15 protein-coding genes are annotated in these 12,416 nt (G+C 66.8%); 5 read left to right on the top strand and 10 right to left on the bottom strand.

The window, feature by feature from the left end:
• Positions 1-111: 111 nt before the first annotated feature.
• Genes KBZ13_RS13275 through KBZ13_RS13265 form a run of 3 tightly spaced genes read left to right on the top strand, consistent with a single transcriptional unit; the run spans position 112 to position 1,755 of the window.
• Positions 112-1,140: a YihY/virulence factor BrkB family protein gene (locus KBZ13_RS13275; protein WP_315859639.1), complete on the top strand. Its 1,029-nt coding sequence runs from the start codon at positions 112-114 to the stop codon at positions 1,138-1,140.
• A 19-nt stretch (positions 1,141-1,159) separates the two neighbouring features.
• Positions 1,160-1,396, top strand: a complete 237-nt coding sequence (locus KBZ13_RS13270) for a glypican (RefSeq protein WP_255009874.1) — start codon at positions 1,160-1,162, stop codon at positions 1,394-1,396.
• Positions 1,396-1,755, top strand: coding sequence for a hypothetical protein (locus tag KBZ13_RS13265; protein WP_255009872.1), 360 nt, complete (start codon positions 1,396-1,398; stop codon positions 1,753-1,755). The genes KBZ13_RS13270 and KBZ13_RS13265 overlap by 1 nt, the downstream gene beginning before the upstream one ends.
• On the opposite strand, the gene KBZ13_RS13260 is transcribed toward KBZ13_RS13265, so the two are convergent.
• From KBZ13_RS13260 to KBZ13_RS13245, 4 genes are read right to left on the bottom strand one after another with little or no spacing between them, the layout of a single operon-like run.
• Entirely contained in the window at positions 1,703-2,119 is a 417-nt protein-coding gene (locus KBZ13_RS13260; RefSeq protein ID WP_255009870.1) for a DUF2834 domain-containing protein, read from the bottom strand. The genes KBZ13_RS13265 and KBZ13_RS13260 overlap by 53 nt on opposite strands.
• A complete protein-coding gene (xseB, locus tag KBZ13_RS13255; RefSeq protein ID WP_255009869.1) occupies positions 2,116-2,445 on the bottom strand; it encodes an exodeoxyribonuclease VII small subunit in 330 nt (109 codons plus the stop codon). Before xseB ends, KBZ13_RS13260 begins: the two co-directional genes overlap by 4 nt.
• On the bottom strand, positions 2,442-3,701 hold the full coding sequence (gene xseA, locus KBZ13_RS13250) for an exodeoxyribonuclease VII large subunit (RefSeq protein ID WP_255009867.1): 1,260 nt from the start codon (positions 3,699-3,701) through the stop codon (positions 2,442-2,444). Before xseA ends, xseB begins: the two co-directional genes overlap by 4 nt.
• Before the next feature lie 13 nt (positions 3,702-3,714).
• Positions 3,715-3,891, bottom strand: coding sequence for a hypothetical protein (locus tag KBZ13_RS13245; protein ID WP_255009865.1), 177 nt, complete (start codon positions 3,889-3,891; stop codon positions 3,715-3,717).
• A gap of 307 nt (positions 3,892-4,198) precedes the next feature.
• Between KBZ13_RS13245 and KBZ13_RS13240 the strand changes: the two genes are divergently transcribed.
• Entirely contained in the window at positions 4,199-4,951 is a 753-nt protein-coding gene (locus KBZ13_RS13240; protein ID WP_255009863.1) for an HAD family hydrolase, read from the top strand.
• Here the strand turns inward: KBZ13_RS13240 and hrpB are convergent.
• From hrpB to KBZ13_RS13225, 3 genes are all read right to left on the bottom strand, one after another.
• Entirely contained in the window at positions 4,917-7,520 is a 2,604-nt protein-coding gene (hrpB, locus tag KBZ13_RS13235) for an ATP-dependent helicase HrpB (protein WP_255009862.1), read from the bottom strand. The two genes, KBZ13_RS13240 and hrpB, sit on opposite strands and share 35 nt — an antisense overlap.
• Before the next feature lie 213 nt (positions 7,521-7,733).
• The gene (locus KBZ13_RS13230) at positions 7,734-8,117 is read right to left on the bottom strand and encodes a hypothetical protein (RefSeq protein ID WP_255009861.1); all 384 of its coding nucleotides are present in this window, start codon (positions 8,115-8,117) and stop codon (positions 7,734-7,736) included.
• Positions 8,118-8,187: 70 nt separating this feature from the next.
• Entirely contained in the window at positions 8,188-8,487 is a 300-nt protein-coding gene (locus KBZ13_RS13225) for a DUF2973 domain-containing protein (RefSeq protein ID WP_255009859.1), read from the bottom strand.
• A gap of 313 nt (positions 8,488-8,800) precedes the next feature.
• Here KBZ13_RS13225 and KBZ13_RS13220 point away from each other — a divergent pair, with 313 nt between their 5' ends.
• Positions 8,801-9,940, top strand: coding sequence for a trypsin-like peptidase domain-containing protein (locus tag KBZ13_RS13220; protein ID WP_409995661.1), 1,140 nt, complete (start codon positions 8,801-8,803; stop codon positions 9,938-9,940).
• On the opposite strand, the gene KBZ13_RS13215 is transcribed toward KBZ13_RS13220, so the two are convergent.
• From KBZ13_RS13215 to KBZ13_RS13205, 3 genes are all read right to left on the bottom strand, one after another.
• Complete coding sequence (locus tag KBZ13_RS13215) at positions 9,937-10,215, bottom strand: hypothetical protein (RefSeq protein ID WP_255009858.1); 279 nt, start codon at positions 10,213-10,215, stop codon at positions 9,937-9,939. The two genes, KBZ13_RS13220 and KBZ13_RS13215, sit on opposite strands and share 4 nt — an antisense overlap.
• Before the next feature lie 151 nt (positions 10,216-10,366).
• Complete coding sequence (locus KBZ13_RS13210) at positions 10,367-10,555, bottom strand: hypothetical protein (RefSeq protein ID WP_255009856.1); 189 nt, start codon at positions 10,553-10,555, stop codon at positions 10,367-10,369.
• A gap of 105 nt (positions 10,556-10,660) precedes the next feature.
• Positions 10,661-12,385 (bottom strand): ABC-F family ATP-binding cassette domain-containing protein, encoded by a 1,725-nt coding sequence (locus tag KBZ13_RS13205; RefSeq protein WP_255009854.1) that lies wholly within the window; start codon positions 12,383-12,385, stop codon positions 10,661-10,663.
• Between the last annotated feature and the right edge of the window lie 31 nt (positions 12,386-12,416).

Raw genomic sequence — 12,416 nt, 5'->3', positions numbered from 1 at the left:
TGCCAGGTAAAACTTTCATCCAATACCATCAGCTCAAGCTGCCGATCATCCGAGAGGAGTGAGTGGCGCGAGTGAGATGGAGAGAAGGCCACCCGAAGGGGTGGCTTTCTTGTGTCTGGAGATTCTGCTACCGCTCGAGGTCGCTCTAAAGTCAAGTCATCTTGGCTTGATGCGACGTTGGAGCACCAAGGTCCTTTGAGGCGAAGGGGGATTCCTCGTCGCCTGTTGAGGGTGTTCTGGCGAGCCTATCGCTTGTGGGATCGAAACGATTGCGTAGATCTGAGCGCAGCTTTCGCGTATCACAGCCTGCAATCTTTATTCCCGATCCTGCTCATTGTGGTGTCGATAGCCAGTCGCATCCTTGGTCGTGATGATGGATTGACGGAAAGAATTCTTGAATCGGCTTCAACGATTCTTCCTGATTCTGCGGAGCCCTTCGTGCGACTTTCCCTGGATAAGTTGTATCGCCAGGGTACGGGCGCCGGAATCGTCGGTCTGGTCTTTCTTCTGCTCACAGCAAGCAACGCTTACCTCACCCTTCAGCGAGGGGCAGATCGGCTTTGGGGACTGCGCACCAGCGCTCCGCAGCTGGTGAGCTGGCAGGTCTCCGTTGCACATTTTCTGCGTGTTCGCATCGAGGCCTTCGCACTGGTGTTCTTCGTGGCTGTGTTCATGGTGCTGGATCAGCTCACCACCAGCATTCGCATGCTCGATCCGTCCTCCTGGCGCGCTGCTATGGCGGAGTGGGTGCCCGGATCGTTGTTGCTGTTCTTTCCTGTTTCAGATGCGCTTGATCGGTTGATCTCCGCTGTGATCTCCTGCCTGCTGGCCTATGCCCTGTTGCGGTTGTTGCCTTCTCGAAGGGTGCCGATGGGTCCGCTGATCCCAGGCGCGCTGCTGATCGGCCTCAGCCTCACGCTCTTGAACGTGGCCCTGGGCCGAAGCCTCGTGTCGCTGGGTTCCCGTTTCCAGGCCTACGGCGTGATCGGTGGCGTGCTGGTGTTGACCCTGTGGGTTTGGCTGGTGGGGGTGATTCTTTATTACGGCCTGGCCCTCAGCGTTGTGATCAGTGGTCGAGCGACTGGGGGGCCATCCACACCCCACGGCGAGGGCCATCGGCTGAACCAGGGAGCAGGATGAACACATCTGTGGTGAACGAGTGGGCAAACCAAGCCTTTCCCTGCGTCCCCTGCCTGCGAGCCTGGCTCTGCTCTGCGCCGGTGTCGGCGCCGTTGTGTTGCTGGCCTTCCTGACGTTCACCTTGGTGCCGGTGCTGGTGGCCGTCGGGCTGACGGCTGCTCTGTTGGTGGGAGCGCTTCTGTGCGGCTGGGCCGGCATCGAGGCCTTGGCCGCTCTCGAGCGCTGGATGGAGACGGACCAGCGCTTCCGTCGCTGATGCAGCGTCCTTTCCCCGGGTTGTGGGTGTTGCTGCTGGGTCTGCTGGTGCTGGCTCCAGGTCCCGCCGGGCGACTCCTGCTCGATCTCCTCGGCGGTCTCACCCTCACCCTGCTGCTGTTGCCCTTGCTGCTGGCGGGCGTTGGTGTGATCGCCTGGAAGGTTCTCCAGAGCCGCCTGCGCACCTGCCCAGCCTGTGGTCTCTCCAGCCTTGGTACGGAGCAATGTCCTGCCTGTGGAACGTCCCTCGGCGGAGCCACCCAGAGCGGCTCTCCTGCGTCAGCGGAGGCGATCGACCCCACCGACGTCACGATTGATGTGGTGGCTCAAACGGTGCTGGATCCCCACTCAGACGGCTGAGCTCAAGCAGCCGCCGCTCCCGTAGAAACAGGAACAGGGGCGCCCCGCAGGCAAAAGCCACCGTCACGGTGCAAAGCAGCACCAACCAGAGGCCACGCATGCCCAGGCGGCGGCTTTCCACCACGATCCAGAGCAGCACGGCCGTCGAGCCGATCAGCAGATCCCGGGACAGGGATTGGGCGGCGGGGTTGGCATTGGCCAACCGCACGAACAACCCCAGGTCGAAGACTGCGCCGTACTGACGCATGAATTCCAGGTTGGCCATCCAGGGAAGGATGGCACCAGCCACCGCCAGAGCGAGGTAGATCCAGGCCACCCAGGGTCTTGGCGCGTTCAACGGCCTCGGCTCGATGGTGTTGGTCATAACAGGGCGTCCGCCGAATGGACTGGGGTGAGGGTTTCTGGGTCGAGCTGGAGGACCTCCTGCTCCACCGCCGCCAGCACCTGCTCGCAGCGTTCGCCGTAGGCCAGGGCCCGGCGGTAGAGGTCAACCATCTGCTCGACCTCCAGGTCGTCCGACTGCAGCTGGGCGATGGCCAGATCCATGGCGGTGCGGGCCTGGTGGTAGCTGAGGCCAGCGATGGCCCTGGCCCAGTCGTTGGTTGCCCCAGGGGGACTCCCCGGCACAACCGTGCTCACGCCGGCCTTGGACCGGGGCTTTTTCGTCGGGGCGGGTTCGCTGGCACTCATGGGGTCGATGCGGAGCTGGGCGCTGGAGGGGGGAGATGGGCCGTTGAATGCACCGCCGTGACCAGGGCCTCGGCGCGGCCATCAGCCACCTGGGCTTCGATCGCATTGCCTGGGGCCAGCTGTTCGACGGAGCGCACCAGCTTGCCGTTTGATTGGCGCAGCAGGCAAAACCCTTTGCTCAGCAACCGTTCCGGCGAGAGGGCCTCCAGTAGATGGCGGCGTTGTGCCAGTTCGCGGCGGCGGGCCTCCAGGGCCCGGGAGGGCTGCCAGAGCTGGAGCTGCTGGCGACGGTCGTGATCGAGACGGGCGATTCCCTCCAGTCTCAGGCGCAGCAGGCTGTGCAGCTGCCGCCGCTCTTGCTGGATCCGCTGCAGGGCCGCCGGGCGATCGGGCAGCAGGGCGACGATGGCGGCGGTGGGGGTGGCGGCTCGGTAGTCCGCCACCAGATCGGCAATGGTGGTGTCGTCTTCGTGGCCCAGGCCGGTCACCACCGGCAGCGGGCAATGGGCCAGCAGGCGGGCCAGGGATTCGCCATCGAACACCGCCAGGTCTTCACGGCTGCCGCCTCCCCGGGCCAGCACGATCGCCTCCAACCCAAGGATCTCAGCCTGCTCCAGCAGACCAGCAAGGGTCGCGCAGATCCTGGCCTCGACCGCTCCCTGGACGGGTATGGGCACCACCACCAGGCGGGTGGCGGGCCAGCGCTCGGCTGCCGTGCGCAGCATGTCGGCGAGGGCGGAACTGGGAACGCCGGTGAGCAGCGCGATCGCCCGGGGGGCCTCCGGCAGCGGGCGCTTGCGCTCGGGCTCGAACAGCCCCTCGGGGGCCAGCCGCTCCAGGGTGCGCTCGAACTGACGCAGCACGCTGCTGAGACTGGGTCGCACATCCAGAACATGCACGGCCAGGGAAGCCCGGGCGGCCCAGAAGTTGAGCTTGCCCACCACCACCACCCCGTCGCCCTCTTCGGGCCGGAAGGTCAATCGCGTGAGCTGGGAGGCCCAGACCACGGCGCTCACGGAGGCCTCCCCGTCCACCAGGGTCATCCACAGGTGGCCCTTCTTGAGCTGGGGCCGGGACACGGTGGCGTCGATCAGGAAACGGGGGGCGAAGCCCCGCTCCAGCAGGTTGCCGATCGCCTGGTTGAAGCTCGCCACGCTGTAGCGAGGCAGCCCATCCCTGCGGCTGGTCCCGGTGCTGATCAGAGCCGCGTCGCTGGCGAGGCCCTGGGAGGCCCCATCGGTCCAACTGGACTCCATCGACGTCGCGGGCTCAGTGCTCAAGGTGCCGGTAGCAGGACCACCAATAGAGGCTGATGGCGCAGGCGATCACCAAGACCGCACGGCCGATGGGGTGAGCGATGTTGACGGCCCCGATCGTGCCGATCACCATGGCGCTGCTCAGCTGGCGAGAAGCGTCGCGGCGGTTCTTGGCGTGGAAGCGTGCCAAGGCTGGATCGAATCCTCTGGGTCCCAGCCACTCTGATGGATGGTCGGGGGGTGGGCTGGTTGCCGGGCGAGGTTGTCCGATCAAAAGCGGGGCAGCCTGGAGTCAGAGCTGGTCTGCGTGGTTGCTGCAGTTGCACGAAGCCAGAGCGCCAGGGGGACAGGCTGCCCCCTGGGAGAAGGGATCCAATGAAAAAAGGTTCCTAGCCTGAAGCCATCTCCTGCGTCTGTCGGCTCTGGTCCCCGCTGTCCGTCGCCGGCTGCTCCAGCAGCAACTGGCGGTCACCCTGCCCGCCGCCCCTGAGCTGGTCTTGGTCACGGATCTCGATGGCACCCTGCTGGCGGGCTCGACGGCCTGGCGCCGAGGCTTCTACGGGTGGCTCGGCCGCGAACGCCATCGGGTGTTGCACCTGTTCTGCACCGGCCGGGACCTGGCCTCGGTGGCCCGGGTGCTGGAACAGGACAGGCCCCTGGGCCTGCTGGCCCCCCATCTGGTGATCAGCGATGTGGGTTGCACCGTGGCCTGTGGGGCGAGCCTGCGCCCGGTCCCCCTGGCGGTGGAGCCGATCGACCGGCGCTGGCGGGGCCTGCCTGAGCGCCTGGGCCCCTTGCTGCACGGTCAGCCCGGACTGGTCGCCCAGCCCCAGAGTCACAACCGTCGTCTGGCCTACTTCTACGATCCAGCGCGCCTGGACCACCGCCTGATCCCCCGCCTCGAGGCCGAAGGGGTCGATTGCCTGCTCTCGGATGGGCGCTACCTGGATGTGCTCCCTGCGGGCGTGAACAAGGGCACCACGTTGAAGGCGCTGCTGGGCTGGTTGGAGGTGGATAGCGATCGGGTGGTCACAGCCGGTGACACGCTAAACGATCTGGCCATGTTCGAAACGGGCCTCAAGGGAGTGATGGTGGCCAACGCCGAAGCGGCCCTGCGATCCCACCTGTCGCGGTTGCCGGCCACCTACCTGGCCCGGGGCGAGGGTTGCGCCGGCATTGCCGAAGGGCTCACCCACTTCGGCTTTGGCCACCTGCTCAGGGGGGTGAGTTGGCCGCCTTCCGCTTCGTGAAGGCGGTGGGGGTGGCGTTGAGCGGATCCTCGGGCCAGGGATGCTTGGGGTAGCGGCCCCGAAGTTCCTGCCGCACCTGGGCGTAACTGCCCTGCCAGAAGCCTGCCAGATCCTGGGTGATCTGCACGGGCCGGCCGGCGGGGGAGAGCAGTTGCACGGTCACCGGCAGCTGGCCCCCCAGCACCCTGGGACCTTCCTTGAGGCCGAACAGCTCCTGCAGCTTCACGGCCAGAACGGGTTCGCCGGAGCTGTAGTCGAGGCGGGCGAGGCGACCGGTGGGGATCGCCACCTGCTCCGGCAGCCGCCGGTCCAGTTCGGAGCGCAAGCTCCAGGGCATGCCGCTCCAGAGGACCTCCCCCAGGTCGATCGCCGCCAGCTCCGCCAGGGATCGCAGCCCCAGCATTTGCTCCCCCAGCCAGCCGTCGAGGTCGGCGGCCAGGGCGCCATCGCTGCGGTCGGGCCAGGGGGGGCCCAGGTGCCGATGGGCCAGCACCAGCCGGTGCTGCAGTTGCCGCCGTGCGGGCGTCCAGGGGAGGAGCTGCAGACTGCCATTCCTCAAAGCATCGAGCAGGCAGGCGCTGACCGCAGACTCCGGTGGATCACTCCAGGGCCGGCTGCCCAGCCGCAGGGCTCCGAGCCGTTGCTCGACCAGGCCACGCACCCGTCCCTCTGCCGGGTCCCAGCTGACGCTCCTCACCTCCTCGCCCGCTTCGGTGCTCAGCCGCTCCAGGACCGCCGCCGGCAGGGGCAGGGCGGCGAGAATCCGTGCTTCCGAGCCGGCCCCGGCGGGAACGTTCGCCATTCCGCCGCTGGCGCTGCCCGCCTCCAGGCCAGCGACCGCCAGGGCTGGGCAGCCCAGCAGGGGATCGCTGGGATGGAGCAGGGCCCCCTGGCCGCTGCGCATCAGGTAGCGGTTGGAGCCCGCCCCGCGGGCGATCGCCACCCGCTCCGGGTAGGCCCAGGCCACCAGCTCGGCGCTGACCTCGGCCTCCGGGCCGAGCTCGGCTTCGGGGCCGCCGGCGTTTGCCGTCTGGGCAGGGATGGCCTGATCCAGCTGGCGCCGCAGTTGCCGTTGCAGCTCCAGCAGTTGCCACCGCTGGGGATCACGTCCCCCCTGGCGCAGCCAGTCCAGGCGCCGGATCAGGTCGCAGCCCGCCTGCCGTGGATCAAGGGGATCCCGTTCGCTGAGCAGCACGGCCAGCTCACAGCCCAGCTCCGGGCAGCCCAGTCGGGCGGCGCGCAGCAGCAGGTGGCCCAGGCGCGGGTGCAGGCCGAGTCGGGCGAGAGCCCGGCCATGGGCGTTCAGGGCCGCTCCCCCATCCAGGGCCCCCAGTTGGCGCAGCAGGGTCTGGCCCCTCAAGAGACTGGCGAGCGGGGGTGGCTCCAACCACGGCAGCTCGCTTCCCAGCCCAGCCCCCCACTGGGCCAGCTGCAGCACCAGGGGCGCCGGGTCGCACTCCAGCAGCTCGGGGGGATCGAAGGCGGGTCGGCGCTGCTGCTCCGCCGGTGACCAGAGGCGGATGCAGCGGCCGGGGCCGAGTCGTCCAGCCCGGCCGGCGCGCTGCTCGGCGCTGGCGGCGCTGGAGGGCAGCGTCACCAGGCCATCCATGCCGGTGCGGGGGCTGAAGCGGCTGCGGCGACTGAGGCCGCTGTCGATCACCAGGGTCACCCCCTCGATCGTCAGGGAGCTTTCGGCGATGGCCGTGGCCAGCACCACCTTGCCGTTGGCCCTGGGCGCCGGTGAGATCGCCCGTTGCTGGGCGGCCAGGGGCAGGTGGCCATGCAGGGGGGCGATTGCCAGCTCGGTGGCCCAGGGGCAGGCCTCGAGGGCGTCCTGGCACTGACGAATCTCCCGTTGACCGGGGAGAAACACCAGAACGGTGTCACCGGCGCAGCGATCGCTGAGCCAGTGCTGCTCCAGGGCCCTGATCACCTGCCGGGCCAGGGTCTCCCGCTCCCGCGGCGGTTGGTGGCTGATGGCCACCGGGTAGCAGCGGCCCTCACTGGTGATCACCGCCGCCTCAGGCAGCTGGGCGGCCAGGGGCTGCAGATTCAAGGTGGCGGACATCACCCCCAGGCGCAGCTGCGGGGCCAGCACGGAGCGGGCCTCCCGCAACAGCGCCAGGGCCAGATCGGCCTCGGCCCGACGTTCGTGGAACTCATCGAAGAGCACACAGGCCACCCCTTCGAGGGCGGGGTCGCCCTGCAACCGCCGCAGGAACAGGCCATCGGTGAGCACCTCGATCCGGGTGGCGGCGGAGACCCGTTGCTCCAGCCGCACCCGGTAGCCCACCCGCTCTCCGACCGTCTCCCCGAGGTTGGCGGCCAGGCGCTCGGCGGCGGCCTTGGCGGCCAGGCGCCGGGGTTCGAGCATCAGGATCAGGCCCGCCCCGTCGCCTTCGTTCGGGAAGCGATCCAGGTGCTCCAGCAGGGCCAGGGCCACCCGGGTGGTCTTGCCGGCGCCCGGGGGAGCCTGGAGCAGCAGCGTTCCCCCGGCGGGCAGGGCGGCGACGATGCGGCCGAGCAGGGGATCGATCGGAAGGGTCTCAGCCCACCGGGGCAGGCTCATCGACCGCACCCCTGGTGGGGCTGGCGTTTCAGCCGAGGGCGCCGATCGTGAAGGCCACCAGCAGGGTGCTGAGCACCCCCAGAGCGGCCAGAAGTTGGACCAGGGGCCCGAAGGAGAGTTTCAGGGAAAACATGAAGAAATCCTGAAGATGATCGTCTCTCCTTTGTAGCTCCCCTGGCAAGGCTCAGCGGTGGCCATGGGCACCAATCGCCTTCAGCGCACGTGGCGGGCACCGTCGACCGGGTGGTAGGCCTCGCCAGTGGTTTCCTCGTAGACGATGGCCGGCAGGCCGGTTTCAAACATCGTCTGCAGGGCTTCTTTGAGGTAGGGGTTCCAGCCACCGGTGGTCACCTTTCCGTGGCGCACGGTCCAGTCCCAGGTGCCCTGGAGATCGCGGGGGATCCGGCCTTCCCGGTCGCGGCGGGCCACCAGATCCTGCGATTCCACCAGCCCGACCAGGATCGGATCCTTGCCATAGGCCGGGGTGATGCTCAGTTCAAGGCGCACCGGATCCTCCTTGATCAGGTGCAAGCGGAAGCGGGGTGGAAGCTTCAAGCCCCCCAGGACGGCCGCCACGATTCTTGTTCTCTGGTCCAACGATGAAGCCTCTACCGGTTATCTCGGGCACGCACCGGTTGTACCAGTTCACGGACCCGTCCCAGGGTATTCAGGCGGGGTCCCGGGGCAGGGCGGTCTGTTCGTTGTCGCCGCTGAAACGCACGGTCAGCAGATCGTCCTGGGTGATCTGACCGTCGGAGTCAAGCAATTCAGGGTGAATGGTGAGACGGCCGGTGCGGTCGGAGCCGCCCGATCCCGTTGGTGTGTTGACCGAGGAGACTGCGCCTGCATCACCCGGCCGGGGGATCGCCTTGTAGCCCTGGCCCATCACCTTGAAGGCCTGATAAAGCAGCACCAGGACACAGGCGGCGTAGGCCAGGGGAAGCAGTTGGGAGAGAACGGGGCTCATGGCGAAGCAAAGCTGAGGGACCAGGACGCCGTGGTCAGTCCATCATTGCCGAGATGGGGAATTTTGGGCGTAGGTCCAGGCCCAGAGGGTGCTGCAGGCCGCACCGAAGGCGAGAAAAGCCAGCAGTAGATGGTCAGTGTTCATCGGTTGACACAGAACTTCATTAAGCTTAAGCCTACAAAAGGCCTCTTGCGGCCTGGCCGCCGCCTCGGCCAGGGGCGATCCGCGCATTCGGTCACATCTCGGCCCTCTCGCAGCTGTTCAAGGACCGCCAACGCTTCTTAGCGTCTGAATGACACGTCCGTGCGGTTGCATGCCGAGGCTTTCCTGCCGGCCCCATCGGGCCGTTCCATTGCTCTCCGTTCTGCTGCTGAGTTCGGCCACCCCGCTGCTGATGCCCCCCTTGGGCGCCGAGGCCGCAGGTGGCGCTCTCTCTGGGATCTCCAAGCAGTCGTTTGTGGCCGAGGCGGTGCGCCGCACCGGGCCGGCAGTGGTCACGATCGACACCGAGCGCACGGTGGTCAGCCGCGGTGGATCGGGCCTGCCCCAGGGACTGCTGATGGACCCGATGTTCCGTCAGTTCTTTGGGATGCCCCAGGCCCAGCCCCCCTCCCAGCGCACGGAGCGCGGCCAGGGCAGCGGTGTGATCTTTCAGGCCGAGGGCTTGATCCTCACCAACGCCCACGTGGTCGAAAAGGGCAGCCGGGTGACCGTCGGGCTCAAGGACGGTCGCCGGGTGGAAGGCAAGGTGGTGGGCCTTGACCCTGTCACCGACATGGCGGTGGTGCGGTTAATGGGAGCAGGGCCCTGGCCGGTGGCTCCCCTAGGCAATTCCGATGCCCTGCAGGTGGGGGATTGGGCCATTGCCGTCGGCAACCCCTACGGCCTCGATAACACGGTGACTCTGGGGATCATCAGCAACCTCAACCGCAACGTCAGCAAGCTGGGGATCACTGATAAGCGGCTGGATCTGATCCAGACCGACGCCGCCATCAACCCTGGTAATTCCGGCGGCCCGCTGCTCAACGCCGATGGCGAGGTGGTGGGCATCAACACCCTGGTGCGCTCTGGCCCGGGGGCCGGCCTGGGATTCGCGATCCCGATCAACCGTGCCCGCACCATCGTGAGCCAGCTGTTGGCCACTGGCCGCGTGAGCCACGCCATGATCGGTGTGGGCCTTGATGCGGTGAGACCGGGTGAAGGTCAGGGGGCCAGCCGTGGTGCCGTGGTGATGTCGGTGAGCCCGGGAAGTCCTGCCGAGCAGGCGGGAGTGCGCCGGGGTGATGTGATCGTGGCTGTGGAGGGAAAGCCCCTGGCGGGTCCTCCCCAGCTGATCACAGCAGTGGAGCAGAACGGCGTGGGCCGTCCGATGCAACTGGACTTGATCCGAGCGGGGACCCCACTGCAACTGCGGGTGACCCCGACGGAGCTATCAGCTCAACTGGGCCGTTAAAGCACGTCCATGGCACCGGCAGGGGGAGCGGCTGGATTCGATGGGTCGGCCCCCATGAGCTCAATCCCCTTGAAGGCATCGATCGAGAAACTCGAGGGGGTGGCTAGCTGTTGACGCATGATCCATTGGGTGGCCGCCTTCTGGCTTTGCCAGGCTTGGAGCAACTGCTTGGCCAGTCCCTGCAGCATCTGCGGATCACCAGTGGAATCGATCACCCGATTCATGCGCTCCAGTTCGAACTGCTGGCCAATGCTGAGGGCGAGTTGATCGGACATGGCGAGGTCACGACGGGGCGTTGGACTGAACCAATGCTACGAAGTGTTTCGGGTCGGCGCGTATCCAATGCCACAGAGCTACCCGCTGGCTGTCAGCGCCTCCGCACCGGACGGGCGTGCCTTGGGAGGCGCTCTCCCTTGACCTGGTGGTTCAGCTCACTTGCCGCAGTTCCTCCACGCACATAGTCACGCATTCGCCGTCATCCAGGGAGCAGGTGGTGATGCACTCGAAATAGGTTTCGGCGGCTTCCCTGGTGCGGTGGTGGTGAGGCTGATAGTCGCCGGCGCCCTCCAGGTCCTGGGGCTTGGAGGAGGTGTAATCACCGATGGGGAAAGTCATCAATCCCGAAGCGGGGGGTACTGTCAGGTTATGCACACCTTTGAGGGTGCACCCACGAAATGAGTTTTCCTTCATAGAGCAGATTTGCCTAGCTGGAAGGAAGGTTCAGGCCGCCGTGCGTCCCGCCCCCGAGCGGGCCTTCTGTTTCTGCTGGTTGCTGGCTTTCTTGGCCTCCCGGGCACGGGCTGCCGCGAGCTCCTGCCGCTCGGCGGCCTCCTCTTCCTTCTTCTCCTGGTAGTAGGCGTAGTCGCCGCGGTAGAGCACCAGTTCGCCGTCGCGCAGCTCGACGATCTTGTTGGCCACTCGTGCGATGAAGTAGCGGTCGTGGGAGACCAGCAGGGCAGCCCCCTCGTAGGCCATCAGCGCGTCTTCAAGCATCTGCTTGGCGGGGATGTCCAGGTGGTTGGTGGGTTCATCCAGCACCAGCAGGTTGCAGGGGCTCAGCAGCATCAGGGCCAGTGCCAGGCGGGCCTTTTCGCCCCCGGAGAGCTTGCCTGCCGCTTTAAACACCGAGTCGTTGCTGAAGCCGAAGCTGCCCAGCAGTGAGCGCACCTGGGTCTGGGTCCAGTCGGGCACCGCCTCGAACAGGGTGTCGATCACGGTCTTGTCAAGATCCAGGGCTTCGGCCTGGTTCTGCTCGAAGTAGCTGGCGATCACGTTGTGCTCCCCCAGGCGGGCGCTGCCGTCATCTGGGGATTCGCCGCCCATCACCAGCCGCAGCAGGGTGGATTTGCCGGCGCCGTTGGGGCCCACGAAGGCGATCCGATCGCCGCGCTCCACCTCCAGATCCGCCTCCAGGAAAAGGATCTTGTCGTCATAGCTGTGGGTGAGCTTTTCGAACACCGCCACCTGACGGCCGCAGCGGGGCGCTGGTGGGAACTGGAAGCGGGGCCCACCGACGGCCTCGATCGGCGCTTCGATGCGCTCCACTTTCTCCAGCAATTTCTCGCGGCTCTTGGCCTGGGTGCTGCGGGTGGCGCTGGCCCGGAAGCGGTCGATGTAGGCCTGCTGGGTGCTGAGCTCTTTCTGCTGGCGCTCGAAGGCCGCCTGGCTGGCTTCGCGCTCCAGGGCCTTCTGCTCCAGGTGCTGGCTGTAGTTGCCCAGGTAGGTGCGGGAGACCCCGCGCTCGGTTTCAACGATCTGGTTGCAGACCCGATCGAGGAAGGCGCGGTCGTGGCTGATCACCACCAGAGGGATCGTCTGGCTGGTCAAGTAGCCCTCCAGCCACTGGATCGTTTCCACGTCCAGGTGGTTGGTGGGCTCGTCCAGCAGCAGCAGATCGGGTTGTTGCAGCAGGATCTTGCCCAGGGCGATGCGCATCTGCCAGCCGCCGGAGTAGTCGCCCACGGGCCGTTCGGCCCCCTCGGGGCTGAAGCCGATCGCGGGCAGAAGCTTGTCGATGCGGGCATCGAGCTCATAGCCGTGCAGCGCCTCGAAGCGGCTGTGCAGGCGCCCCAGTTCGTGGATCAGTTCATCAAGGTGGTCGGGATCGCTGGCCGCCTGCTCGCTGGCCATTTCCTTTTCCACCTGGTGCTGGCGGATCAGCACAGTGGCGGCCTCGCCGAAGGCCTGGAACAACTCCTCGCGCACCGTGCGTTCGAGGTCCACATCGAACTCCTGCTGCAGGTAGGCGATCCGGGGATCGCCTTGTTTGACCACCTGGCCGGTGGTGGGTTCCTCCAGGCCGGCAATGATGCGCATCTGGGTGGACTTGCCGGCGCCGTTGACGCCCACCAGCCCGATCCGATCACCGCCTTTGACCTCCCAGGTGACATCGCGCAACGCCTCGCCCGTGGGGTAAATCTTTGAAACGCGTTCAAGACGGAGCACGGTGACGGTGGGGAACCTGGTGTAAGGCCAT

Source organism: Cyanobium sp. ATX 6F1, assembly GCF_024346315.1.
Classification (GTDB): Bacteria; Cyanobacteriota; Cyanobacteriia; order PCC-6307; family Cyanobiaceae; genus ATX-6F1.
This window is presented reverse-complemented; position numbering and strand designations above follow the sequence as displayed.

What these genes read in the sequence shown, in the direction of transcription:
- KBZ13_RS13260 (WP_255009870.1), bottom strand. Translation starts at nt 2,119, where the DNA reads ATGACCAACACCATCGAGCCGAGGCCGTTGAACGCGCCAAGACCCTGG.
- hrpB (WP_255009862.1), bottom strand. Translation starts at nt 7,520, where the DNA reads ATGAGCCTGCCCCGGTGGGCTGAGACCCTTCCGATCGATCCCCTGCTC.
- KBZ13_RS13220 (WP_409995661.1), top strand. Translation starts at nt 8,801, where the DNA reads ATGCCGAGGCTTTCCTGCCGGCCCCATCGGGCCGTTCCATTGCTCTCC.
- xseA (WP_255009867.1), bottom strand. Translation starts at nt 3,701, where the DNA reads ATGGAGTCCAGTTGGACCGATGGGGCCTCCCAGGGCCTCGCCAGCGAC.
- KBZ13_RS13215 (WP_255009858.1), bottom strand. Translation starts at nt 10,215, where the DNA reads ATGTCCGATCAACTCGCCCTCAGCATTGGCCAGCAGTTCGAACTGGAG.
- xseB (WP_255009869.1), bottom strand. Translation starts at nt 2,445, where the DNA reads ATGAGTGCCAGCGAACCCGCCCCGACGAAAAAGCCCCGGTCCAAGGCC.
- KBZ13_RS13210 (WP_255009856.1), bottom strand. Translation starts at nt 10,555, where the DNA reads ATGACTTTCCCCATCGGTGATTACACCTCCTCCAAGCCCCAGGACCTG.
- KBZ13_RS13225 (WP_255009859.1), bottom strand. Translation starts at nt 8,487, where the DNA reads ATGAGCCCCGTTCTCTCCCAACTGCTTCCCCTGGCCTACGCCGCCTGT.
- KBZ13_RS13265 (WP_255009872.1), top strand. Translation starts at nt 1,396, where the DNA reads ATGCAGCGTCCTTTCCCCGGGTTGTGGGTGTTGCTGCTGGGTCTGCTG.